Raw genomic sequence first — 25,737 nt, 5'->3', positions numbered from 1 at the left:
ATTTTTTATTGTCTAATGGACCTTTTCCCGGGGCGGCTGAGCAAAGGAGCAGAGACTTCTTTATTATAAAAATTTAAGTATCACTTGTTCCGTTGATGGTAAAGCTATAAGCGATAATAAATACAAAGGAGGGAATTTGCACATGGGACAAAAATGGCTCTTTAAAATCGGTGCACCAATTTTGGCATTGTCACTGATGGCTGCGTGTGGGACTGATGACCAAGATGACCCGGTTGATGGTGATGATGAAGCACCACTGAATCAGGAGGAAGATAATCCTGATATGAATGGTGAGAATCAGGACGATCCACAGCTTGATAATGATGATGACGCCGACATGAATGATAATGACGTCGATCTGAATGAAGATGATAATGATAACGAGAATGACGTCAACCTGGGTAATGACGACAACGATAATAATAACAATCAATAGTACACGTTTGGCAAAAATCCCCTTCAGTACGAGGGGATTTTTTATATGGACATTCTCAGCTGTCTGCTGTAAAAAATTGATGCATTTTTCAAAATGAGAATAGATTATCCATGGGAATCGTAGTACAATAGGCTTAATTGTTTTAAAGGAAGCGGCTATTTTCTCATTAACCACACCAGCCAGGGGGAAGACACATGGTTTATATTATCTCACAGCAGACGAAGGCTATTTTAGCGAAAGACGCATCGTATTATCGCTCACTCATTTTGGAGGTTTCCCGACGGCGACATTCGGTGTACCACCCGGAGAGAATCATTGATAATACGTGCGTGCTAAATGGCGCGACGCTGGAAGGCAGGCGTGGATCGGTAAAGAGGCTGTTGAATGTATGCAGTAAAGTACCTGTACCGGTTATCCAAGAACAAGGCGTTTACATGCTGCCAACAGCCTCGTCCAAGAAAAAAGATAATGTCTGGCTGTCGTTTTATCACATCGATTATTATGAACAGCGTGATGATAGAACATACGTTTCCTTCCATGATGGAACAGGGTTATATGTCAATACATCCCGGCAAACATTCGATATGCAATATAAGCGGACGGGTGAGCTGATTGCCAAGCTGAGCCGCCCGTTTTTCTTTGGAGGAAACACTTTTCCCTGGAATCATTTGTAGTTTTCCGGGTCCGGGGTGGAAGTCGCACGAAAACGGGAAAAGTCGCGCGGCCCGGTGGCGAGCGTAGCCAAAAGCATTCGTTTTTTTGCATAAAAATATGCTATGCTTAGGGAAAGGATTGTTCATTGGGGGGTGAATTCATGTCATTATCACGAATCATGAAGTTTATTACTGGCGGTAGTGAGGCTTTTCTGGGCATCCCATTCGTTGGTGCTGCGTTTGTTTTCAGCACGTCCTGGGGCATTTTGTTTGTCATGTTCATTGCTCATTTTATTACATTGCTGATTGCGCGCAACGCCAAGGGAAGTATGGCGGGAAGCATCTTAGGCATGGTGACGTCATTTATTGCTGTCATTCCATTCGTCGGTATAACCATGCATATTATTACGGCAATTGTTCTGCTGATTGATGCCATTACCCATGAGGAATAGCAGGCAATTTTTCGCCTAAACGGCCGGGCTTGACTGCGGTTATAAGTCAGGTAGACCGGGATCGTGCTGCGTGGATTTTTTTAATCGTTTGATTGGCAACTTCTGAAAACATGAGTCCCATGCCAATCGCTCCAGCCAGCAGCATGACTTTGGCCGATAGCTGCACAGCCATATGGTAATCATTTTCAACAAAATGCCGCATCGCATCATAGGACGCCCCGCCTGGTACGAGCGGAATAATCCCGGATACGCTAATCGTGATGACCGGTACTTTGAATAGCTTGGCGCAAATTTGGCTGAGAATTCCCGCAAGCATCGCCCCGAATAACGTCGCGGGAACGACATCCATCCCGCCATCCGATAGCAAATAGTATAAAATCCAGCCGGCCATACCGACAGCGCCGCACTGAATGATTACCCGTCTTGGTGCGTTGAAAATCACCCCAAAACCTGCTGCGGCAATGAAACTCGTCACCATTTGTGTGAATAACATAAGCATTCTTCCTTTCAAAAATCAGACGACATTTGACAAGCGATTTTACCGATTTAAAACGCAAACACAACTGCCACGCCAGCACCAATGGCAAACGCGGTCAGCACGGATTCAACCCCTTTGGAAACGCCGGCGACGAGGTGCCCTGCCATCAGATCGCGCACAGCATTGGTGATATGCAGTCCCGGCACGAGCGGCATGACGGCGCCAATAATCACTTTATCCACATTCGCACCGAACCCATTCGAGATAAATAGCACGGCCAAAATCCCCAAAATGAACGATGCGGCAAAATGTGCAACGAAACTGACTTCAACCAAAGCTGCCGCACCAAGCATCGCAGCATATCCCACCCCACCTGCAATCGTGGCTGGGAAAAGATCGGGCCAGTCTCCACCAAACATAATGGCAAAACTTCCGCTTGCAAGCGCCGCCGCAATGATTTGCATCCAAAACGGAAACGCCAGCCGCGCCCGATCGACGTCATTCAGTTTCACCAGCGCCTCGTTAATTGAAATTTTCGCAGACGTTATATCACGAGAGATACTATTAACTTCCGCAATTTTATGCAAGTCCGTTGCCCGGTTTTGGATACGGATAAAGTTCGTTACCTCTGCAAAATCTACCGAAAAATGTATACCGGTCGGCGTCGCATAGCTCTGGACATTTTCCAGCCCGAATGCAGACGCAATACGATTCATCGTATCCTCCACACGATACGTCTCCGCACCACTCTCCAGCATAATCTTACCAGCAAGCATGCTCACCCTCGCAATCAGAACCCGATCCATCATAACCGCACCACCTTCCTATCACATTATAAAGCGTCCAAATGATTTTGGGAAGCAGCGCGACACAAAGGTAGGATTAAGGCGACAAAGTCAACTTGAGCGACAACGCGCCGCACTCGAGCGACAGCGGCCTCAACTCGAGCGACAGCCCGCCGCACTCGAGCGACACGCGCCCGCACTCGAGCGACGCCCCCGCCAACTCGAGCGACAGCCCGCCGCACTCGAGCGACAGCCCGTCCAACTCGAGCGACGCGCCCTCCAACTCGAGCGACAGCCCGCCGCACTCGAGCGACAGCACCCTCAACTCGAGCGACACGCGCCCGCACTCGAGCGACGCGCCCGCCCCGTACCAAGTTTATCCAATAAAAAAGACACCCTGGGCGAGGGTATCTTTATCATTAGTATTGCTCGTACAAAATGGTCTGTGCGACGCCGATAAAATATTCAGATTCGTCAATAATGTGGTCAATCACGACTTTTGCGGTATGGTTACCCGAAATCGCCGCACTTTCTCGTTTTAGCTGCCTGCAAAATTGGATAAATGCTTGAGATTCCTGCAAACAAAAGGACACAAGATCCAGCACTTGCTTATAAAGCGCGGGAGATACGTGGTTGTTGCTCCTGACGACCGATTCGATAAATCGTTTCACATGCTGATGCGTCGTCTCCAGCACATTTTCCCATTGTTTCAGCGTCTCGGCAAACGATTCTTCTAAATTTGTCACCAACTCGCGCATGACAACCGTATGTTCTGCTCCATTTTCCTTCCAAAATTCGGCCTCATCCAGCACCCGAAGCGGCATCTGGTTTCCGTAATAAAATTGCATGTCCTAGCCTCCCGATTAACAATAGATCCCATTCATATATATGTTCGTGGAAAAACATTCATGCTCTCATTTTCAGGACAAGGACCGCACAATTCATACCATCCCGATTTGCTCTGCCTACTATCGGTCCGCTATAATGTAACCTGCAAAACTCACGGATACTATCCAGCTACAATCAATCGATGCATCCGAAACTAATTTCATATACAATAAAGAATAGAGGAGGGGACTTATGCAACCTATTAAGAAAGCAATTATACCAGCAGCCGGTCTTGGCACACGATTTCTACCCGCGACAAAGGCGATGCCAAAAGAGATGCTCCCGATTGTGGACAAGCCGACGATTGAATATATCGTTGATGAAGCGATTAAATCGGGCATTGAGGACATCATCATTGTCACTGGAAAAGGGAAGCGAGCAATTGAAGACCATTTCGACCACTCCCTCGAACTGGAAGACAACCTGATGCAAAAGGAAAAATTTGAACAGCTCGAGCGGATCCGCAAATCAGCCAATGTCGATATTCATTACATTCGACAAAAAGAACCAAAAGGCCTCGGACATGCCGTCTGGTGCGCCCGAAAATTTATCGGGGACGATCCATTTGCCATCTTGCTTGGTGACGATATTATTCAGAGCGAAACACCGGGCCTGCAGCAAATGATAGCTGAACACGACAAAACAAAATCCTCCATTATTGGCGTGAAAAGTGTTCCGGACGACGAAACACATCGTTACGGAATCATCGACCCCACCGGGACAGCCGATAAGCTACACCAGGTGAAAAATTTTGTGGAGAAACCTGAACAAGGAACCGCACCATCCAATATGGCGATCATCGGACGGTATATTTTGACACCAGAAATTTTTGACTTTCTGGAAGGACAAAAAGTTGGTGCCGGTGGTGAAATACAGCTGACTGACGCCATTCAGGAATTGAATAAAAATCAGCGTGTGTTCGCCCTAGAGATTGAGGGGAATCGTTATGACGTCGGCGAGCGGCTCAGCTTCATCCAGACAACAATTGAAATCGCCCTCACACGCGACGACCTGCGCGGACCACTAGTGGAATATTTAAATGAACTAAACCAAAAATTACCTAAAGAAGTTTCACAATAAGGAACGCGGGGAATATGGTGAAAGTCGCGCGGCCCGGGGTGAGAGTCGCGCGAAAACGGGAAAAGTCGCGCGGCCCGGGGTGGAATTCGCGCGAAAATCAGGAAACCCGCGCGACCACCTGGCCCAAAGAGCCTGTCCCCGCGGGCCACCCCATTGCAAAAAGGAGACGAAGCATGGAAGAACGTACGACATTGAAGCAAACATTGAAGCCGCATTGGGTCTGGGCAATTGCGCTTGGATCATCGATTGGCTGGGGGGCGTTTGTGCAGCCGACAACTTGGATGTCTACAGCCGGCCCTTTAGGTGTGATGATTGGACTCAGCATCGGCGCGCTTTTAATGATGCTGATTGCCATCAGCTATGGATTCCTCATTAAAAGCTTTCCCGTTTCAGGCGGCGAGTTCGCTTATTCGTATATCAGCCTCGGACGCGTACACGCATTCATCTGCGGGTGGTTTTTGACACTCGGCTATTTGTGCATTGTTGCCTTGAACGCGTCCGCCTTCGCATTAATGGTTAAATTTGTTTTCCCGACGATTCTCGAAACATTCCATTTATACACAATTGCCGGCTGGAATGTGTATTTGATGGAAGTGATCATTGCATCCGCCATTCTAGGCATTTTTGGTTATTTTAATATGAGAGGGACCGGACTTTCCGGCCGCATGCAGTTTATATTTTGCACTATCATGGTCATTGGTGTTGTCGTTATTACGTCGATGGTAGGGGTGCATCCTGGTTCAGGGCTTTCCAATGTCGCACCGCTTTTTCCGACTGACACACCTGCATTTGCCGCGATTATTTCGATCGTGGCCATCGCGCCGTGGGCTTATGTCGGTTTTGATAATGTTCCACAGGCAGCGGAGGAATTTCATTTTTCCTCCAGAAAAGCATTTACGCTCATTATCCTAGCTATTTTTTTCGCAGCTGTCTTGTACAGCATGATGATCGTTGCAACCTCCATGATTGCGCCATGGGAACAGCTCGTCGCCCAAGAAAAGACATGGGGTACCGGAGCCGCCATCCAAGGCTTGCTCGGCACGATCGGACTCGTTATTCTTGTGACCGCACTAACGATGGGAATTTTCACCGGATTGAACGGATTCATTATTTCATCGAGCCGTCTGCTATTCGCCATGTCACGGGCAAAAATTATTCCGGAAATCTTTTCCAAATTACACCCGACATATAAGACGCCATATATCGGCATCCTGTTTACAGTCATTGTTGCAGCTATCGCGCCATGGTTCGGACGGCAAGCGCTCACGTGGGTGGTTGATATGTCATCCATTGGTGTAACGATTGCATATTTTTATACATGCTACACAGCATTCACGTTGTTTACTTGGTCGCGGACAAAAAAGTTCAATCCAGATACACAAGTTGTCGCACCATTAAAGAAAGCATTTGCCGGATTAGGAATGCTGGCTAGTATCACGTTCTTGGGCCTCTTGTTAATTCCAGGATCACCGGCAGCACTCGGCGTGGAATCAATAATCGCACTCGTCATCTGGATTGTACTTGGTGTCGCGTTTTATCTCTCCAACCGGACCGAACTGAGCAATATACCAAAAGAAGAACTCAACTATCTCATCACTGGAAACAAACAAATCCGAGCAAAAAACCAAATATAATTAGAAGGAATCCCCGGTACAGTGGCGCCGGGGGTTCATTTGTAGAGCAGGCTCGAAAAATTATAAAAAAATTTTACTAGAACACTTGTTCCTGATGTTCTTTTGTGTTATATTATCATTAGACCATACATCCTGACTCTCTTCATTCCCCCATAAAGGATGTGTTAAAATGCAAGCAGCTACACTTGTACGAGAAGAATCAAACACAACCACGTATATTCACCACGATCACTTATTCAAGGAATTGATCCACACATTTTTCGAGGAATTTTTGCGTGCCTTCTTCCCGGAGGTGCATGAACATATTGATTTTCAACACATCAAACCGCTGTCCGAAGAAGTTTTTTCCGACATGCATGAGGGAGAGGCAAAAAGACTCGATATCGTTATGGAAACAAAAGGCAAAGATGAGGATGCAGTTCTAATCATCCATGTCGAACCACAAAGCTCAAGCCAGCCCCATTTCCATGAACGAATGTATCACTATTTCAGCATGCTTTATAATAAGTATAGAAAACCAATTATCCCGATTGCTGTGTTTAGTTACGATGAAAAACGACACGAACAACACACGTTTGAAATGTCTTTTCCTTTCTTTCATGTATTGACATTTAACTTTCTCATGCTCGAATTGCGAAAAAAACACTGGCGCGACTATATTCTATCCGACAATCCGGCGGCAGCAGCCCTGTTAAGTAAAATGGGCTACACGGAAAAGGAAAAGGTGCAGGTGAAACTAGAATTTTTGCGGATGATGGCCCGAATGGAACTTGACCCGGCTAGAACAAGACTCATTTACGGCTTTTTCGAAAGGTATCTCACATTAAATGAAGAGGAGGAAGCAACCTTGATGAAAGAGGTTAAAAAATCGCCCGATGCGGAGAAAATCATGGAGCTGCCAATTTCGTATGAGGAAAAAGGGAAGGAAAAAGGAAAAGAAATTGGAAAGGAAATCGGAAAAGAAATCGGAAAGGAAAAAGGAAAAGAAATCGGAAAAGAAAAAGCGATCAAGGAAATGGCGCTTGCTATGATAAGCGAAGGAGCGTCAACAGCATTTATTGCAAAGGTAACACAGCTAAGTGAAGAAGAAATTGAGAGGTTGAGGCAGAAAAATTGATGGTGGGTTTCATGTCATTTTGTCATTTACGGCTTTTTCGAAAGGTATCTCGCATTAAATTAAGAGGAGGAAGCAACCTTGATGAAAGAGGTTAAAAAATCGCCCGATGTGGAGAAAATCATGGAGCTGCCAATTTCGTATGAGGAAAAGGGAAAGGAAAAAGGAAAAGAAAAAGCGATCAAGGAAATGGCACTTGCCATGATAAGCGAAGGAGCGTCAACAGCATTTATTGCAAAGGTAACACAGCTAAGTGAAGAAGAAATTGATAGGTTGAGGCAGAAAAATTGATGGTGGGTTCCATGTCATTTTGTCATTTACGGCTTTTTCGAAAGGTATCTCGCATTAAATGAAGAGGAGGAAGCAACCTTGATGAAAGAGGTTAAAAAATCCCCCGATGTGGAGAAAATCATGGAGCTGCCAATTTCATATGAGGAAAAGGGAAAGGAAATTGGAAAGGAAATCGGAAAAGAAAAAGCGATCAAGGAAATGGCACTTGCCATGATAAGCGAAGGAGCGTCAACAGCATTTATTGCAAAGGTAACACAGCTAAGTGAAGAAGAAATTGAGAGGTTAAGGCAGGAAAATTGATGGTGGGTTCTATATATCAGAAAGCATTCATTGAACGGTTCCGAAAAAGTATAATCGATAAAAGGAGACAGAAACATGGCTAACATTAACTATGAAATCAAAGAAACGATTGGCGTTCTATCCGAATCACCTAAAGGCTGGACGAAAGAACTGAATATCGTCAGCTGGAATGACCGGGAACCCAAATATGATTTACGAGACTGGTCCCCAGATAAGGAAAAAATGGGCAAAGGCATCACAATGACTGAAGAAGAACTTGAGAATTTAAAAAAGCTATTGAAGTAAATGGACATGGGGACAGGTTTACTTTCTCAATTTCACGCGAAAACAGGAAAAGTCGCGCGGCCCGGAGTGAAACGCTCGCGAGAATGGAAAAGTCGCGCAGCCCAGCCTGGACCGAGCTCGCGCATCCTAAGCCGCACGCCTGCATGTATTTCCGCGACCATACGAAGCGCTCGGCTCTGCTCCTAAATTTGCAACTATAGATCCTTACGCGTCCAATGTCACGGCACGCTTGCCCATCGAGCGCCAATTCCGTTCAAAAAGGTCCCGTTCGTAATGTTCCGCTTTCCCGGTATGCGGATCATGTGCAATGACATCATCCCCGTCAATCCCGATAATCACTACGGCATGCTCATTTTCATACCAGTCAATCACGTCGCCATCAGCATCGGTCCACGACAATCCGTAAAATGTTTCCCGCTGCTCAAGCGTCGTCCATGCGAGCACCGGTTTCCCGGAACGAATGACATCAAGCAGCGCATCAAACGACGTACCGGTCAAGTCAACACCGCGGCCGGACATGAACACATCAAGCGCTTCTAAAATTGGCCTTTCAAACACACCATAACTACCATCATCCGAGTCGGTGTACGGATCGCCGACAAACGATTTATTCGGATTCGCTCCTGTACGCTCGCCATCGACTAATCGAACTTTGGCACCCTTGCGTAATGTATCCGCTACGTCATATTTACTCACATCCCGACCAAGTCCCCAACTCAACAGCATCGCTAGTGACGTCGCCTCACATCCGGTTGGCAGCTCCGGGTATTGGTAATAGGCTGGCACACCTTGAATGAGTACCTTCCATTTTGATTCAGTCATATTATCCACCTCTTTACTTCAAAATCACTATTACCTAAGCTGATTTTATTCATCAAAAATCCCCCTCGCTAAATTGATAGGGCTTACATAATCAACCCGATTGTAGCACATCCTGAAACTTCGTGTGCGGGGTGCCAGGCACCGAGACAATTCTGAATTGTGTGCGTGCCTGGCACCATCCAATCCTCGAGCGACACGCCCCCAAACTCGAGCGACACGCCCCCAAAGTCGAGCGACAGCGTCCCCGCAACCGGGAGGAAGCTGGACCAACGAGCCTGTCCCCGCGGACCGCCCCGCCCCCGTGCCTGGGACTCATATGCGGCTTTACAAATCTGTTACGTGCTATTATGATTCAGTAGAGGTGACTTTTGACATGGTGCAGGTAAAAAAGGTTTTGAAATCATATTTTGTTTTTTTCGCCGTTGTGATTGCTTTGAAATTTTTCTTTCTTCGCTATCATTTATTTGGTGACTCGAATATACTCCACACATTTTGGTATGAACTGAGTGTTGTTTTTATCCTTTTCATTTTCATTGACTTGGTATGTGGTAAAGGTAAATTACTTGGATATGTGGTACTGGACTTGTTATTATCCGTCCTGTTTTTCAGTATGACCGTCTATGAACGCTATTTCGGAACTGTTCCAACATATCATGATTTGGGGCAGATGAATCAGGTTGGTTCGGTTAGTGATAGTATTATAATGCTCCTGGAACGCCAGGACATGCTATATTTTGTGGACTTTCTTATTCTGGGTGTGTTGCTTTTATTCCGAAAAGGTTTTATCTATCCGGCAAATGTCCGGCTTCCGAAAAAGTTTCTGCTTCCTGTGCTCGTAGCTTGTCTAATGATCGTTTCCGTCGATTTCGTAACGAACAAAGATAAGCGTATATTGGATCAGACGCTGTTTTCCGAGGACCATGGTGTGCTGAACGCACAAGCGATTAAACTATATTCGGATACGGTCGGTGAGGTTGATCCTGGCGAAGTGTTAAATGATGTCACAGTCGACGACATCATTCAAATGAAAGGGAATGAACCGGTCCCATTTTCGGAGCATACGCATTATAACGTTGCCAAAGATCGGAACTTAATCGTGTTGCAAATTGAGTCACTACAGGATTTTGTTATTAATTTAGAAGTAAATGGCCAGGAGATCACGCCTAATATCAATGCTTGGCTGGACGAGAGCCTTTATTTCGACAATGTGTATCAGCAGATTGGCGCTGGGAATACATCCGATGCCGAGTTCATGATGAATACATCGATCTACCCGGTTGGCGATACACCGACATCGGATCAATTAGCGGACAAAGCCATTCCCTCCCTGCCTAAGTTGTTGAATGAACAGGGGTACCGGACAGCAACCTTTCATGCTGGTGACATCGATTATTGGAATCGAAGTACGATGTATCCGGTATTAGGCTTTGACGATTACTACAGCCTGGATAACTTTTATGAGGAAAAAGATGTTGTCGGGTTTGGCCCCTCTGATGGGTATTTTTATGATAAAACGATGGAAAAATTAAACGCATTCGCGGAGCAGGAGCAGCCATTTTATGCACACGTAGTATCGTTGACCAGTCATACCCCATTTAAAATGCCGGAAGCTAGGCGTGGGCTCGATCTCCCGGAAAAATTCCAAGGCACACTGACAGGTAACTATTTACAATCTGTCCATTATGCGGATAAAGTACTTGGAAAATTTTTCGATGACCTCAAGCAAGCAGGTATTTGGGATAAATCGGTTATCGCATTGTATGGCGATCACTCCGGTGTGCACGGGCAGCTTGTCAAGGACGAAGACGTGCAGCTGCTGCATGATCTTCTCGGCCATCCTTATTCACTGCTTAATCGGTTCAATATTCCGTTCATCATCGAAGCCCCCGGCATAACAGCGGAGAACGGCGAGCGGATTGATACAGTCGGCGGACAACTCGACATGATGCCGACACTTCTGAATATGCTGGGCGTCAAGCCAAAAGGACTGTATTTCGGCCACGACCTGCTGCAATATGACAGCAACTTGCTCGGCATGCGGTACTATCTATCGTCCGGCGCCTTTTTCAATAATGATGTCCTGTTTATTCCGGAAACAGTGAGGCACGACGTCCGAATCTATGACATGGAAGGGGGAGGACAGTTTGACGACTTATCCGACCCAATGGAATATTTCGAAGACGACTATGAACATATACTGCAATTATACGAATGGTCGGATGCCTACTTCGGGAGCCTAAGCCGCTAACATACCCCGAACAGGCGTCCCGAATGAGCAGGGAGGCAGTCCATGTGGATATGCCCCCTGCTTTTTTGTGGAATAAAAAGCCGGCACCCGGTATGAGGTGAACATCCACACAATAGCCGCGCGTATCGATTGGATAGCAGCGGATATCGACCGGAGTGCGGCGGTGGCCTCGACGGAATAGCGGTGAACATCAACGGAATAGCAGCGGATATCGACGGAATAGTGGCTGGCATCAACGGAATAGCGGTGAACATCAACGGAATAGCAGCGGGACATCAACGGAATAGTGGCTGGCATCGACGGAATAGCGTCGGACATCAACGGAATAGCGAGGAACATCAACGGAATAGAGGTGGACATCGACGGAATAGCGTCGGTCATCGACGGAATAGAGGAGGACATCGACGGAATAGAGGTGGGCATCGACGGAATAGTGGCGGACATCAACGGAATAGCAGCGGACATCGACGGAATAGTGGCTGGCATCAACGGAATAGTGTCGGCCATCGACGGAATAGCGAGGAACATCAACGGAATAGAGGAGGACATCGACGGAATAGCGTCGGTCTTCGACGGAATAGAGGAGGACATCGACGGAATAGTGGCGGACATCAACGGAATAGTGTCGGTCATCGACGGAATAGAGGAGGACATCGACGGAATAGTGGCGGACATCGACGGAATAGTGGCGGATATCGACGGAATAGTGACGAACATCAACGGAATAGTGACGAACATCGACGGAATAGCAGCGGTCATCGACGGAATAGCGTGGAACATCGACACATCAGCGGCACCCCCCACACGTCGCTACCCCACTCGCGGCGCGCGGGCGCTCGGCCAGGACCACCCCCGCGGATCACCGCCCCGCCCAGCCAGGACGCGCCCGCACCGCACGCCCGGCGAGGAGCCTGTCCCCCTGGGCCACCCCACGCACCGCACCCGGGCCCGCGCACCCGCACCCCGGGCCTGCTCACCTACCCAGCCAGGACGCACCCGCACCGCACGCCCGGCGAGGAGCCTGTCCCCCTGGGCCACCCCACGCACCGCACGCCCGGCGAGGAACCTGTCCCCCTGGGCCACCCCACGCACCGCACGCCCGGCGAGGAACCTGTCCCCCTGGGCCACCCCACGCACCGCACGCCCGGCGAGGAGCCTGTCCCCCTGGGCCACCTCACGCACCGCACCCCGGCCCACGCACCGCACCCGGCCTGCACCACCGCACCCGGCCAGGACGTCGCGGTTCCCCCATATAAGAGTGCTTCCGCTTTTTACTTGTTCATTTTCTCTTATGAATCGCTAAAAAATATGGTAGAATAATTGTTATATGACTATAACCTAAAAAGAGGTATGTTGTTTGAAGTCGAAACTGGGATTAGCAAGTGTTCTTTTTATCGGGGCATCGCTTTTGTTAAAAGTGTCCGGGCTTATCCGGGACATGGTGATTGCATATTATTTCGGTGATAGTTTTGTAGCGGATGCGTATCTGGCTGCATTCATTATTCCGAATATGTTTATCTTGTTTATGAGAAATGGTATGAAGAATGCCTTTGTACCAAGTTATATAGAAGCTTTAGACAAACAGCGGGGCGAGTGGCATTTTGGACAAGTATTCAAAGGGACCATCGTCATTAGTCTGGTGATTGCGCTGCTTGGCGTGGCACTGGCGCCTGTTTATATTCCGTTGTTTTATCCGGAGTTTAGCGGGCAAGCAACTGACATCGCCATCCGCATTTCCGCTATTTTCTTTGCGGCCATCCTATTTATCGGCATGAATGCGGTGCTCGAGGCTTTCTTTGATTCGCAAAACCGCTTCACCATGTCGATGATATCGCAAATCATTGTGATCGTGACGTCCATCGGGAGTGCGTTTTTGTTTGCGAATCGGATTGGTGCTTATTCCTTGGCCATCGGTTATGTTGCCGGTGCGGTTATTGCCTTGTTCGTGATGCTGTTTTCCGTCATACCGCAGAAAGTGATGACATTCCGGCGCAAATTGGATTGGCTGGAGGTAAGGCAATTTTACTGGGTGTTTATTCCGGTTGGGCTGACGGTAGCGGTTGGTCAAATCAATCTAATGGTCGGTACGATGTTTGCCAGTCATTTTCAGGAAGGTGCGGTTACCTACATTAACTATGCTAAAAATCTTGTCCACATGCCGCAGGGGATATTCGGCGTAACGATTGGAACGATTATTTTTCCATTGCTTTCCAAAGCGATTACGACGGATGACCGGAAATTATTTAAACGCGGTATTGAACAAGGGCTGACGTCGATGTATCTGATTCTCTTGCCATCAGTGATCGGTATGCTCGTCTTGATGCCGAATATCATTTCGCTCTTGTATGAACGCGGGGAATTTACAGCCGGTGCGACGATGGCGACGACCCAAGTTGCTTACATGTATGTTGGATCTGTTTTATGCTTTAGTCTGAATAATATTATCAACAAAGGCTTTTATTCCTTGAAGAAGGGACACCTTATCCTGATAATCAGCAGCCTGTCCATCTTATTGAATATGGTCCTTAACTTTATCCTGACAGCTTGGATCGGCTATCGTGGTATCCCGCTCGCTGCTTCCTTGATGGCGTTTGGCTATGTCGGTGCACAGTTTGTCGTGTTCTACAAATTGGTAAACGGCTTGCAATTAAAATATCTCGCCGTCGAATGTATCAAAATAACGGCAGCTACCGGCATCATGGCCGCTGTTGTTTACCCAATACTGCAACTGATTGGCGGCTGGCATGATATGTTACAGATCATCGTTATTGCGCTCACGGGCGCCATCGTCTATTTTATCAGTGCATATGTGCTCCATTCCCAGGCTTTGCGGTTTCTTCTTAATCATCTGTTTAAGAAAAAGAGAAAGGCATAAAGGGGTCTCTTAAATGAAGGCAAAAGAATTATTGATGACAATCCTGAAACCAATAAACATTCCGCTGACACGATTGCTGTTGCGGCGCCATTACAGCGGCTCGAAAACACTGTCCGATACAAAACAGGCCAAACGTGTACTCGTACTGGCGCCCCACATGGATGATGAAACCATTGGACCGGGGGGCGCCATTCGGCTGCACGCTAATGAAGGCGCCGATGTACACTGTGTATTTGTGACAGACGGTTCCAATAGTGTCAGTGAACTGAGTAAAGAAGACCTCATGACGCTGCGTATGCAGGAAATGGAGCAAGTGCAAGACATTCTAGGTATCAACCGAATTCATTATTTAGGACTGCCCGATGGAAAGGTCACAAGCAACGGTGAAGCAAAAGATAAATTTTATGAACAAATCAATTCGTTGCAACCGGACATCATTTATTGCCCATCGTTCATTGATGCCCACCCGGACCATACGGAAACGGCACAGATCTTAGCCGATGTGCTGAAAGAGAACGACATGCCCGATATTACCATCCGATTATATGAAATTAATTGCCCGATTCCTCCTGATTATATTAATTGTGTCATGGATATATCAGCGACTTTACCGGAAAAAGAACAAGCCATCAGCGAGTTCTCATCCCAGGCAATTGCATTTGACGGCTTTCTGGAGCTGAACAGGCTAAAAACAAACCTGACGAACGCGGACATCCAATCGGCAGAAATCTTTTTCGAACCATCTATTTCAACATTTATTCAGCATTGTGACAACCTTGAAATATATAAAGACTTGTTTCCTAGTCTATTTAAACAGGCCAACCGGACCGATACATTATTATGGGCCATCTATAAAAACTTAAAGCGGAAAAGGGAACTGTATGCACAGAGTTTGCAAACGGTAAGGAGCTTAAACGATGACAGTTCGAACCTATCAGAACGGTGATGAACAGCAAATACAAGATCTATATGAAAAGGTATTCCGAAAAAAACGGTCGCACAAGACTTGGGAATGGAAGTTCCAAGCCCATCCGAACACGCTAAATCCTTTCATTCTAGTATACGAAGACAAGGGAACATTGCTCGGCCATCTTGCATTATGGGTAGCGGACGCGTATATCAGTGGTGTCACAGAAAAAATAGCCTTGCGCGTCGATACGATGGTTGACCCTGATGCACAAGGCCAAGGCATCTATCGCCAGTTGAACGACGCCATGCTGACCACCGCGAACGAACAAGGCGTCAACCTGCTGTACGGATTCCCGGCAGTACGGGCCAAAGAACTGCTGCTGCGAACGACTAATGCCGTGCATGCAGGCGATGTCGCACGCCACCGAATGATTGTGGACCCCGCCGCACTGGCTGCATCCGTCTTCCCAAAGCTTCAACCAGCCAGAGCGGTGGGAAAATGGTTGAAAAACTGGAAACTGCGTCATGCGAAGCGAGACTTCTTGCCGGAGGGCTGGGAATTTCACGAAGTAACCACATGCGATGAACAATTTGACGAGCTAGCAGTAGCATCGCAAACCTTGAAACCAGTCATACTGAAGCGAGACGCCGCCTATCTGGAATGGCGCTACCTCCATCACCCGGAAAAGACATACCGATTGTTCGCCCTAACCAAGCAAGGACAATTACAAGGCTACGTCGTGCTAAAGACAGAAACCGTACCATTCAAAAAAGGACAAGCCGTAATCGGAAATATAGTAGATTTCCTAGCAGCTGACGACGACGCATCCATTTGGCAACTTCTTACCAAAGGCGCACTGGCCAACCTCACCGACGCAGATATCATCCAGCTGTGGACCACCCCGGAAACAACCGCAGCACAAATGTTCACACGCCACGGCCTGAAGGAAACAGACCGCCCGATGCCATTAGTCGTGCACGACCTAGACGCAAACACCGGCATTCACCACAGCGACTGGTGGCTCACCCAAGGCGACGTGGACTCGTTTTAACATACAGCAGGGCACGTCGACCGGTGTGCAGCGGCGGCGGGCGTCGACGGAATAGCGACGTATGTCGGCCGGTGTGCGGCGGTGGTGGGTATCGACGGAATAGCGCTGGGCATCGACGGAATAGCGGTGGGCATCGACGGAATAGCGGTGAACATCAACGGAATAGCGATGAACATCAACGGAATAGCAGCGGACATCAACGGAATAGCGGTGAACATCAACGGAATAGTGATGAACATCAACGGAATAGCGGCTGGCATCGACGGAATAGAGGCAGACATCAACGGAATAGCGATGAACATCAACGGAATATCGGCGAACATCGACGGAATAGCACCGGCCATCAACACATCGGTGACGCTTTTGTTATATACTTGTACAAAAATTGTAACATGATACATATTGATTTCTTTTATATAAACGGTATAATGTAAAAGGGTAATTATATGAATTAATGAAACTTGTAAACCTTTTATGACGTCTATAAGAATAGCAAAAATTATTAAACCAATAGTACCAATGATGTTAATGGGAAATGGTGGGAGGATCTTGACATGGTATACGCTGCTCTATCAGTCTGTATAATTGTATCACTGTTCATAACACCACTTGTTAAAAAGTTAGCCATCCGTATTGGGGCGGTTGACCAGCCAAATGATCGGAAAGTTCATCAAAAAATCATGCCCCGTCTGGGAGGGCTGGCGATATTTTTCAGTTTCCTGCTCGGGTTTCTCCTATTTCTGCCGGAGACCATGAATGCTTGGCCGGTGCTAGCAGGAGCAATCATCATTACTGGCGTCGGCGTGTTGGATGATTTATATGAACTATCGGCAAAAGCTAAATTCGGCGGACAACTGGTTGCCGCGATTATCACCGTGTTAGGCGGCGTCCAGATCGACTTTGTCACGCTGCCATTCGGTATATTTGGCGATCGTATCGATTTTGGTCTCTTCGCCATCCCGATTACGATTCTATGGATTGTCGGCATCACCAATGCGATTAATCTGATTGATGGCTTGGACGGACTTGCTGCAGGTGTATCTGCCATTGTTCTTCTGACCATTTCCGGGCTCGGTATCGCCATGGGCAATCCGCTCGTAGCGCTATTAGGCTTCCTGCTGCTTGGAAGCACCCTCGGATTTCTTGCTTATAACTTTCACCCGGCAAAAATATTCATGGGTGATACCGGCGCATTGTTTCTCGGTTACATGATCAGTGTGCTCGCGGTAATGGGACTGTTTAAAAACGTCGCCATCTTTTCATTGATTGTGCCAATTATGATTTTGGGTGTACCAATTCTTGATACGCTGTTTGCGATTATCCGCCGCTTTCTGCACAAGAAACCATTATCGGCACCTGATAAACTGCACCTGCACCATTGTTTATTGCGGCTCGGCTTCTCGCACCGGCAAACGGTCATTATGATTTACGCGCTAAGCGGAATATTTAGCACCGCCGCGATTGTATTTACGGAAGCTACCATATGGGGATCAACGCTGATTCTATTCGGCCTGATTATCCTTGTCGAGCTTGTCGTCGAAGTAACCGGCCTGATCAGTGAAAATTACCGGCCGCTATTGAAGCTCATGAACGTTACCAAAAAAAGACTCTGAAAAAACCGGCCCCGAGCCGGTTTTTTTATTTAGAATGTCCAAGCCGAAAGTCGCGCGAAAATCAGGAAACTCACGCGGCCCGAGCCAAAAGTCCCGCGGCCCACCCCGCACGAGAGCCTCGCCCCGCACGACAGCCCCGCCCCCGCACGACAGCCCCGCCCCCACAAATCATACTTTTCCCCACATATTCCTGTCGATTCTCCCCTGTTTTTGACTGTTTATGGTAGAATGATGGGGGTGCCGATTAATGAATGCGTAAATTTTACTCTTGCATTACTAGATTGCCACCCTTTATGATAACAGGGGTATAGGTTGCAACGAATTTAAAAAACTTGTGGGGTTGAACGTCGATGAACGATCAAAAACAAATCATTCAATTTACAATAGCAACGATTTTAGTATTAACGATTGGCTTATTCTTGCCCGATAGTCTTGCCATTGCGCTGTCGGTAATCTATTTTGCGGCGGTGACGTGGTATAAACCAAAGCTGCTCATTCCACTGCTCATTCTTTATTTCCCGTTCAGGCCATTTCTTGTGGAGATCAATGATGGGCTGAAATTTGCAGGTGATGTCGGTATCCTCGTATTGGTCATTAAGGTCCTTACCGATGCGATCAAGCAAAAGGATTATCGATCCATCTTCCGGCTCGAATGGTATGAATGGGCGTATCTTTTATTCTGTCTGGTTGGCGCGGTTGCGGCGCTGACAACCGGGGTGTCGCTCGTCGCTATTGTGTTTCAGCTGCGTAAATTTCTCACCATGTACCTACTATATTATGGGGTGAAACGCTTAGCTTGGAACCGGGCGGACATGCTGAACGCGCTGAAGTTAATTACCGGTGTCGCTATGGTGCTGGTTGCTCACGGGTTTGTGGAAAAACTATCCCAGCGGCAATGGCTAATTCCGCAGGCTTGGAAAGAGATGTTTATTTCGCCGGCCAATTTCGAACGGATTTATGGCTTGCTGTCCAATCCGAACTCTATGAGCATGTACATGGTCGTAGCGTTAGCAGCCAGCTTCACGCTGCTCCGGGTGACCAAAAACAAGGCATGGTACATACCGCTCGTATTAGAGGCCGGTACACTGCTCTTGACGTATTCCCGAGGCAGTATTCTTGGTATCGCCATTGCAGGAATCATTTATTTGTTCCTGGCAAAAGATAAACAAATAACGAAACAAGTAATCATCACTGCTTTAGCCGGGTTCTTGCTTGTATTTACCCCTGTGCATCAATTGGACCGCTTCGTTGTAGATATGTGGGGCGATAGCAGTCAGCAGCAGCAAGGTGGAAGCGGCACACTCGGGGACAGGTTCAGCTCGTCGTTTGATCAGGAGCAATTCGAGAGGAGCTTGAACACCGGCCGTATCTTCTTCGTTAAAGTCGGCTTGGATATCTGGACGGATTATCCCGTGATTGGAACGGGCTTTGGCACATTCGGCGACTCGGCGGCATTGGTTTATTCGTCACCGATTTATGATGACTATGGGCTGAACGATATTTATGATTATATGGGGACTGACTTCTACTCGGACAACCAGTACATTCAGATTATCGTCCAGACCGGTGCAATCGGGACCATCCTGTTTGCGATATTTATGCTGAACATGGCGTACCGGATGGGCCGGATGCGCAAGACAGATCCGACTATCGCGCACGTCACCTTGTTTTTCTGGTTATTCATCGGATTGGTTGGTGTCGTGTATAATGTGTGGGAGAACCAGGTATTCCCTATGTTCTTCTTTATACTACTTGCCTGGATGGAAACAGTAAAGCGCGGCCGGAGTGAATCGCTATCCGCCGCAGCGAACAGAAAGGAAGAGACATCGTGAAAAAAATCTGTGTAATAGGGTTAGGATACATCGGTCTGCCAACATCGATTATATTTGCTAAACATGGTTTTCAAGTGCATGGGATGGACGTCAATGCGGATGTCGTCCGTAACCTTAATCATAAACAATTGCATATCGAGGAACCGGGGCTCCAGGAAGCACTTACCGAAGTCGTGGACAGTGGCCATCTGACATTTGCAACAGCACCGGTCGAAGCAGACGTGTTCATTATTGCCGTACCATCACCGATTACGGACAATAAAACCGCGAATCTCGATTATGTAAAAGCCGCTACCGAAAGCATCGTGCCGTATGTCCAAGCGGGCAATCTCGTTGTGCTGGAATCCACCGTACCGCCAAGGACTGTAGAAGATGTCATGCTGCCGGTACTGGAGGAGACAGGCTTGTCCATTGGCAGCGAACTATACGTTGCCCATTCCCCTGAACGGGTGATACCGGGCAAAATCTTTAAAGAACTGGAAGCCAATGACCGGATTGTTGGCGGAGTTAATGAAGAATCAGGCAAACGAACGAAAGCCATTTATCAAACATTTGTGCAAGGAAACATCCACCTGACAGACGCCACCACCGCCGAAATGGCGAAAGTGATGGAGAATACGTATCGGGATGTCAACATCGCCTTCGCGAACGAGCTGGCTAAGCTGAGTGAGGAGATAGGCATTAACGTGTGGGAAGCGATCCGTTTGGCGAACTACCACCCCCGGGTCAACATTCATCAGCCGGGCCCTGGTGTCGGCGGCCACTGTATCGCGGTTGATCCGTGGTTCCTGGCCGAACAGCAGCCGGACATCGCCCGAATGATTGCACTGGCACGACGTACAAATGATGATATGCCGGTATACACAGCGGATAAAATCTGGCACATCCTTCATGAAACATATAAGCTCGCCCAGCCTAAGGTCGCGCTTCTCGGTCTATCGTTTAAAGGAAACGTCGACGACATGCGGGAAAGCCCGTCACTGAAAATCATGGAACACTTAAATCAGATTCACATGGACTATACAGTGTACGACCCGCATATGCAAGATATCCGCGTCCCGCATCAAGTGACCGACCTTGACGAAGCTATAGCGGATGCAGCAATCGTCGTTATCTTAACCGACCATGATGAATTCAAGGCCTATAACCCGGCAGAAATAGCCAGGGCGATGCAGCATAAGATTGTTCTCGATACGAAAAACTGTCTCCCTGAAGCGGAATGGCGCGCAGCCGGATTTGACTTTATCCGTTTAGGAGATACAAAGAACAGGTGAACGGAAAATGGCGAACAAAGAAACCATATTGAACGTGGATGTATCAAATGAAACCTATGATAGCTTAATCCGGCAACTGTTCCATCGTATCAAGGAAAAACAGCAAGCCTTTATCGTTGCCGTCAATCCGGAAAAGATCATGAAGGCCGAGCAAAACCCCGAATTACGGGACTTGATCAACACAGCCGATTACCAAATACCGGATGGTGTCGGCGTGCTGCTTGCCTCCAAACTGAAGGGCGGACAAATCACCAACCGGATTACCGGCATTGATTTAATGATGGAAATCGTCCGCGAAGCAGCCAAACAAGAGAAGCGGATCTTCCTGTACGGTGCCAAACCGGGTGTAGCAGAGGCAGCAAAAGCGCAACTAATCCAGGACTATCCGAATTTGCAAGTCGCCGGTGTACTGCATGGCTATACCGAATCCAACGAATACATCATTGATACCATTAACCAGTCACAGGCAGACATTCTGTTTGTAGCGATGGGCAGCCCGAGGCAAGAGGAATGGATCAGGAAAAACCAATCCCGCCTGCACGTGTCCGTATTCCAAGGCGTCGGCGGCTCGTTCGATGTCATCGCCGGCAATACAAAACGAGCCCCCGCCTGGACGCGCAAACTTGGCCTGGAGTGGCTGTACCGGCTAATTGTCGAACCATGGCGGTGGAAACGGCAGTTAGTACTGCCAACCTTCCTTTTAAAAGTCATTCGAAAACGAAATAAGAATTAGTCATAACCAATGAACGGACCACATATATTCCCATCGTGTGGTTCGTTTTTTATTGACTACTTCCCAAGGATTGGCAGTGTACGAATGTAGCGTTAAAGTAGCCCGTGACCGCTGGAAAAGGATAATAAATATGGTAGAGAAGGTAAATAATGAAAAGCGTGAAACAAGCTTGCATTTAGTAGGTCATTTCTAGTAAACTTACAGTCAGACCTAGTTAATACAACGCAATAATCATAGCAGATCAGAGGCACAAAACAGCTAAAAAAAGTCCTAGTATATAGTTGACAAAAATCGCGGAAATGCCTATACTGAAATGGAATCAATAGATTGCTAGGTGAAATTCTATTTCCTTGTATTACATATGCTTCTCCATATGATCCGGGAAATAGTATTAATAATGTGATCAATTAAAGGGAGGATAAATTTTTATGGCAGACCAGAAAAATTATCGCAAGTTTGCTGCGTCATCTTTGGCGGCAACAGCTGCAGTAGCAGTAGTTGCACCTGCTGTATCAGCAGATTCAGTATCTTTTACTGACGTTCAGGAAGGTGACTCACACTACGAAGGGATTATGGCCCTAGCAGAGCAAGGCATCGTTGCCGGCTATGAAGACGGCTCATTCGGCGTTTACGACAACGTTACTCGCCAGCAAGTAGCCGTTATGCTTGCTAATGCGCTGGAACTTGATACACCAGCTGACGTTGACAGTGTACTGTCCGTATATGACGACGTTGATGCAGACAGCCTGTACGCTGAACAAATTGCTGCCGTAACAGAAGCAGGCGCTTTTGTTGGTAACAATGGCGAATTCAATCCGAGTGCAGACATCACTCGTGAACAAATGGCTTCCGTACTTGTAAGCGGACTTGGCCTTGACGAGTACGATGATGGTGAGGATGTAGACATTAACTTAGACAACGTTAGTCCATCCCATGAAGCCAACGTACAAGTATTGGCTAATCTTGGCCTAACAGTTGCAACGGATGATTTCCGTCCAAAAGAAGAAATCTCTCGTGGTGCATTCGCAACCATGCTTCATGGTGCGCTGAACCCGGATTCTGCTAAGCAAGCAATTACAGATGTAAGTGCGCTTACGGATGATGGTCACGTGCTATCTGTTGATTTTAACAAACCAATGAGTTCTATTGATAAGGCTGACATCAGCATTTACAAAACTGCTAGCCTTGAGCGTGTAGGTGTTGAAAGTGTCGAACTTGCAGCTAATGGCAAGTCTGCTGAAATCTTGCTTTATGACAACACGAATGAAAATGCTAAAGATGAAATTGAGCGTTTAGTTCAATATACAATGCAAATTGGTGATCTTGAAACGACATTCGTCCGTGAAGAATTCTTAGATGATGATGACGATGCACGTGTAACAGACGTTGATTCTGAAGATCGTAAAGCCACTATTTCTTATGTCGATGATAATAATCGGGAAAAATCCGTTACATTAGACGTACCAGAAGATAGCGACTTCAACTTCCAAGAAGCATTGGGTCAAGAAATTGCTGTCTGGTATGATGAAGATGATAACATTACAGACTTCAACCTAATCACTCATGAAGAAGTAGTCTATGATGCTATCGAAGTAACTGATAAAGATGAAGTAGAGACAATCGATGAAGAAATTGATTATGACCTTGCAGATGATGTTCAGTTCTTCGTTAACAATGAAGCTGGTTCTAAAAATGACGAAGTAACTAAAAAAGGTCATGATGAAGTTGAAGATTTGGAAGGTAACAAATATGACTACGCAAAACTCATCTTTGACGATAATGGCGATGTAGCGCGTGTTTATGCGTATGACTTAGCTGCAGACCCTGTCTTAGTAGACGAAGTTGACGGCGACATTGCTATCGGTGCGGATGATAATGAGCTTGACCTTGAAGATTATGTTATCGTAAAAGACGGTAAACAAATTTCCATTGATGACATTGAAAAAGGCGATCTAATCTTCTTCAATGAAGATGCTCATGATGACGGTTTGGCTGTTGTATACAACAATACATTGTCTGGTGAAATCGAAAATGTATTTGAAGACAGCTTTGAAATTGATGGAGAGAAATTCTACTATGAACCTATCAATAGCAATATAGTTACAAGATATCTAGATGATGGGGACTTTGAAACATTAGATGAAGATGAAGCGCTTGAACTTCAGGCAGGTGGAGATGTAACAGTATACCTAAACCAGAGAGGCGAGGCAGTATACGTTAAAGGTGATCGTGAAGGTATTGACACTAACGATAACTATCTATACTTGCAAGATGGCGTTGAAGGCTACTTCGATAATCTAGATAACCCACGTTTTGAAATCGAAGGCGTAAACAAAGACGGTAACAACAAACTTTACGACTTTGGTCTTAGTCAATTAGATCAAATCACAGTTCTTAAAGGTGAAAACGGAAATGACTCAGAAACTGAGTATGAAATAGATAAAGATTTCCCAGGAACTGACGTAGAAATTGATGACTTCGAATTTGCTGATGAAGATGGTAATGTAGTAACTAAAGAAAGAGATAACATCGTATCTATCGTTGCAGTAGATGACAATGATGAAGTCATTGGAGAAGTTGTAAATGTTATTGACTACATTAAAGACCATGGCGACGGTCAAGTCAGAAATATTCTTAACGTAATCGAAGACGATGACGGTAATGTTGACGAGTTAGAATTCAACCTAAACTCTGAATTACTTGATGAAGATATCGATGAAGATGATGACTTTGCAAATGGTCAGCGCATCAATAACAATACACTCGTATATGACCTTTCTGATGCAGATGACTTAAAAGACCCTGATACAGATGATGTTGATGTAGCTACTTGGGGCGACCTAAAAGAGAACGGAATCGACATCAACAAAGGCAATGCAGTTATCTACTATGATGAAGATGGAGATATTACACAAATCGTCTCCTACGAAAATGTCGTTGCTGATGAAAATGACGTTGTTGCATTAATTACTGACGTTGCTGTACAAGATGGCGATGTTGTACGCATTGACGCTCTAGTTGAAGGTGAGAAAGTAACCTATGATGTAGATGATTCTGACCTTGATGTCGAAGAAGGAGAATTCTATACACTAGAGGTTAACGATGCTGGAACAGTTGTTACTGGTAAATCAGACGATCAAAAACCTGTACTTGAAGATATGATCGTTAAAGACGTTCGTGTCGGAGCTCGTGAAATTGAGTTCTTCGGTGACAGCACTGTTTATGAACTTCAATCATCTGATGCAGTATATGATGCAACTGACGATGACAAAGACGATTGGTCTGTTGAATCATTGCGCGACATCGATGCAGGCGATGAAGTTAGCCTAACATTGACTGGAAAGAACAGCCGCTTTGCTGAAGCGCTACAGCTTAAGGTTGAAGATGCTGAGGATCCAGAAGATTATGAAGAAGAGGCTAACAATGCACCTGAAGCAGATGCTGAAGATCAAGAGCTGAATCTTGATGGATCACTAACACTTTCAGGCAGCGACCTTGCAACTGATGAAGACGGTGACGAATTGACTGTTGAATCAGTAGAAGGAGCCGGCTCAACTGTTTCTGCTGAAGTAGTTGACGGTGAACTAGAACTGACAGCTGAAGAAGCTGGTGAAACAACACTCACTGTCGAAGTAAGTGACGGTGAAACAACTACGGATGTTGAATTTGTAGTGACTGTAAATGAGGATGATGGTGTGACTACAGTAAGTGATCTTGGTGCAAGTGTAGTGGACCCAATCAACACTGGATACTACACAGTTGCAATAACATTGGATAATGCACAAAAAATAAATGAAGATGCAACTTCTGAATCAACGGTATATCTTGAAACAGAAGATGGCGATCAAGTTGCTTTAAGTTTCAATGGAGATAATGCATTTACCAACAATGAAATTGATAGCAATGTTTATAGTCAAGAAGTATTGGAAAATGCAGAAGTAATCGTAGAATAACAAATAATTTGCACCCTGCTAGTAATCTTG

The 25,737-nt window shown here is 46.6% G+C and carries 25 protein-coding genes; 18 read left to right on the top strand and 7 right to left on the bottom strand.

From position 1 onward, the window contains the following. The first annotated feature begins 142 nt into the window (after nt 1-142). The 3 genes from FFL34_RS07435 to FFL34_RS07425 all read left to right on the top strand — a co-directional run bounded on the left by FFL34_RS07435 (nt 143) and on the right by FFL34_RS07425 (nt 1,541). Nucleotides 143-436: a hypothetical protein gene (locus tag FFL34_RS07435; protein WP_138602878.1), complete on the top strand. Its 294-nt coding sequence runs from the start codon at nt 143-145 to the stop codon at nt 434-436. Between the two features lie 194 nt (nt 437-630). After that, the gene (locus FFL34_RS07430) at nt 631-1,110 is read left to right on the top strand and encodes a competence protein ComK (protein WP_138602877.1); all 480 of its coding nucleotides are present in this window, start codon (nt 631-633) and stop codon (nt 1,108-1,110) included. Nucleotides 1,111-1,250: 140 nt separating this feature from the next. After that, nucleotides 1,251-1,541 carry a hypothetical protein gene (locus FFL34_RS07425; RefSeq protein WP_138602876.1) on the top strand — a complete coding sequence of 97 codons (291 nt, stop codon included), beginning with the start codon at nt 1,251-1,253 and terminating at the stop codon, nt 1,539-1,541. A gap of 46 nt (nt 1,542-1,587) precedes the next feature. Here FFL34_RS07425 and FFL34_RS07420 read toward each other — a convergent pair whose 3' ends face one another. From FFL34_RS07420 to FFL34_RS07405, 4 genes are all read right to left on the bottom strand, one after another. Continuing rightward, a complete protein-coding gene (locus tag FFL34_RS07420; protein WP_138602875.1) occupies nt 1,588-2,034 on the bottom strand; it encodes a threonine/serine exporter family protein in 447 nt (148 codons plus the stop codon). A gap of 53 nt (nt 2,035-2,087) precedes the next feature. Beyond that, nucleotides 2,088-2,828 (bottom strand): threonine/serine exporter family protein, encoded by a 741-nt coding sequence (locus FFL34_RS07415; RefSeq protein WP_138602874.1) that lies wholly within the window; start codon nt 2,826-2,828, stop codon nt 2,088-2,090. 73 nt (nt 2,829-2,901) lie between these two features. Continuing rightward, nucleotides 2,902-3,141 carry a hypothetical protein gene (locus FFL34_RS07410; protein WP_138602873.1) on the bottom strand — a complete coding sequence of 80 codons (240 nt, stop codon included), beginning with the start codon at nt 3,139-3,141 and terminating at the stop codon, nt 2,902-2,904. A gap of 82 nt (nt 3,142-3,223) precedes the next feature. After that, nucleotides 3,224-3,652, bottom strand: a complete 429-nt coding sequence (locus FFL34_RS07405; RefSeq protein ID WP_138602872.1) for a DUF2935 domain-containing protein — start codon at nt 3,650-3,652, stop codon at nt 3,224-3,226. A 232-nt stretch (nt 3,653-3,884) separates the two neighbouring features. Between FFL34_RS07405 and galU the strand changes: the two genes are divergently transcribed. The 6 genes from galU to FFL34_RS07375 all read left to right on the top strand — a co-directional run bounded on the left by galU (nt 3,885) and on the right by FFL34_RS07375 (nt 8,396). Next, the gene (gene galU, locus FFL34_RS07400; protein WP_138602871.1) at nt 3,885-4,772 is read left to right on the top strand and encodes a UTP--glucose-1-phosphate uridylyltransferase GalU; all 888 of its coding nucleotides are present in this window, start codon (nt 3,885-3,887) and stop codon (nt 4,770-4,772) included. Between the two features lie 173 nt (nt 4,773-4,945). Further along, nucleotides 4,946-6,406 carry an APC family permease gene (locus FFL34_RS07395; RefSeq protein WP_138602870.1) on the top strand — a complete coding sequence of 487 codons (1,461 nt, stop codon included), beginning with the start codon at nt 4,946-4,948 and terminating at the stop codon, nt 6,404-6,406. 169 nt (nt 6,407-6,575) lie between these two features. Continuing rightward, nucleotides 6,576-7,523, top strand: coding sequence for an RpnC/YadD family protein (locus FFL34_RS18205; protein ID WP_171046321.1), 948 nt, complete (start codon nt 6,576-6,578; stop codon nt 7,521-7,523). A gap of 78 nt (nt 7,524-7,601) precedes the next feature. Further along, a complete protein-coding gene (locus FFL34_RS07385) occupies nt 7,602-7,811 on the top strand; it encodes a transposase (RefSeq protein ID WP_325053268.1) in 210 nt (69 codons plus the stop codon). A 78-nt stretch (nt 7,812-7,889) separates the two neighbouring features. After that, nucleotides 7,890-8,111: a hypothetical protein gene (locus tag FFL34_RS07380; protein ID WP_138602869.1), complete on the top strand. Its 222-nt coding sequence runs from the start codon at nt 7,890-7,892 to the stop codon at nt 8,109-8,111. A gap of 75 nt (nt 8,112-8,186) precedes the next feature. Beyond that, nucleotides 8,187-8,396, top strand: a complete 210-nt coding sequence (locus tag FFL34_RS07375) for a YdbC family protein (RefSeq protein ID WP_138602868.1) — start codon at nt 8,187-8,189, stop codon at nt 8,394-8,396. Nucleotides 8,397-8,600: 204 nt separating this feature from the next. Here FFL34_RS07375 and FFL34_RS07370 read toward each other — a convergent pair whose 3' ends face one another. After that, nucleotides 8,601-9,218: a C39 family peptidase gene (locus FFL34_RS07370; protein WP_138602866.1), complete on the bottom strand. Its 618-nt coding sequence runs from the start codon at nt 9,216-9,218 to the stop codon at nt 8,601-8,603. Between the two features lie 373 nt (nt 9,219-9,591). On the opposite strand from FFL34_RS07370, the gene FFL34_RS07365 reads away from it, so the two are divergent. Then, complete coding sequence (locus FFL34_RS07365; protein ID WP_171046320.1) at nt 9,592-11,466, top strand: LTA synthase family protein; 1,875 nt, start codon at nt 9,592-9,594, stop codon at nt 11,464-11,466. Here the strand turns inward: FFL34_RS07365 and FFL34_RS07360 are convergent. Continuing rightward, nucleotides 11,455-12,252, bottom strand: coding sequence for a ribosomal eL19 family protein (locus FFL34_RS07360; RefSeq protein ID WP_138602862.1), 798 nt, complete (start codon nt 12,250-12,252; stop codon nt 11,455-11,457). The two genes, FFL34_RS07365 and FFL34_RS07360, sit on opposite strands and share 12 nt — an antisense overlap. A gap of 571 nt (nt 12,253-12,823) precedes the next feature. Between FFL34_RS07360 and murJ the strand changes: the two genes are divergently transcribed. Genes murJ through FFL34_RS07345 form a run of 3 tightly spaced genes read left to right on the top strand, consistent with a single transcriptional unit; the run spans nt 12,824 to nt 16,302 of the window. After that, entirely contained in the window at nt 12,824-14,341 is a 1,518-nt protein-coding gene (gene murJ, locus FFL34_RS07355; RefSeq protein WP_138602860.1) for a murein biosynthesis integral membrane protein MurJ, read from the top strand. Nucleotides 14,342-14,354: 13 nt separating this feature from the next. Further along, entirely contained in the window at nt 14,355-15,287 is a 933-nt protein-coding gene (locus FFL34_RS07350; protein ID WP_138602858.1) for a PIG-L deacetylase family protein, read from the top strand. Continuing rightward, nucleotides 15,259-16,302: a GNAT family N-acetyltransferase gene (locus tag FFL34_RS07345; RefSeq protein WP_138602856.1), complete on the top strand. Its 1,044-nt coding sequence runs from the start codon at nt 15,259-15,261 to the stop codon at nt 16,300-16,302. The genes FFL34_RS07350 and FFL34_RS07345 overlap by 29 nt, the downstream gene beginning before the upstream one ends. Here FFL34_RS07345 and FFL34_RS07340 read toward each other — a convergent pair. Then, the gene (locus tag FFL34_RS07340; protein ID WP_138602854.1) at nt 16,299-16,703 is read right to left on the bottom strand and encodes a hypothetical protein; all 405 of its coding nucleotides are present in this window, start codon (nt 16,701-16,703) and stop codon (nt 16,299-16,301) included. The two genes, FFL34_RS07345 and FFL34_RS07340, sit on opposite strands and share 4 nt — an antisense overlap. A 153-nt stretch (nt 16,704-16,856) precedes the next feature. On the opposite strand from FFL34_RS07340, the gene FFL34_RS07335 reads away from it, so the two are divergent. The 5 genes from FFL34_RS07335 to FFL34_RS07315 all read left to right on the top strand — a co-directional run bounded on the left by FFL34_RS07335 (nt 16,857) and on the right by FFL34_RS07315 (nt 25,707). Further along, nucleotides 16,857-17,915 (top strand): glycosyltransferase family 4 protein, encoded by a 1,059-nt coding sequence (locus tag FFL34_RS07335; RefSeq protein ID WP_138602852.1) that lies wholly within the window; start codon nt 16,857-16,859, stop codon nt 17,913-17,915. A 350-nt stretch (nt 17,916-18,265) separates the two neighbouring features. After that, entirely contained in the window at nt 18,266-19,747 is a 1,482-nt protein-coding gene (locus FFL34_RS07330) for an O-antigen ligase family protein (RefSeq protein ID WP_138602851.1), read from the top strand. Continuing rightward, nucleotides 19,741-21,021, top strand: coding sequence for a nucleotide sugar dehydrogenase (locus FFL34_RS07325; RefSeq protein ID WP_138602849.1), 1,281 nt, complete (start codon nt 19,741-19,743; stop codon nt 21,019-21,021). Before FFL34_RS07330 ends, FFL34_RS07325 begins: the two co-directional genes overlap by 7 nt. 7 nt (nt 21,022-21,028) lie before the next feature. Continuing rightward, on the top strand, nt 21,029-21,754 hold the full coding sequence (locus FFL34_RS07320; RefSeq protein WP_138602847.1) for a WecB/TagA/CpsF family glycosyltransferase: 726 nt from the start codon (nt 21,029-21,031) through the stop codon (nt 21,752-21,754). Nucleotides 21,755-22,182: 428 nt separating this feature from the next. Beyond that, on the top strand, nt 22,183-25,707 hold the full coding sequence (locus FFL34_RS07315) for an S-layer homology domain-containing protein (protein ID WP_138602845.1): 3,525 nt from the start codon (nt 22,183-22,185) through the stop codon (nt 25,705-25,707). Nucleotides 25,708-25,737 lie beyond the last annotated feature (30 nt).

Origin of the sequence: Lentibacillus cibarius, from assembly GCF_005887555.1 — a bacterium.
Lineage (GTDB): Bacteria > Bacillota > Bacilli > Bacillales > Amphibacillaceae > Lentibacillus > Lentibacillus cibarius.
Note: the sequence above shows the minus strand (reverse complement) of the source record. Positions and strands in the feature narration are given on the sequence as shown.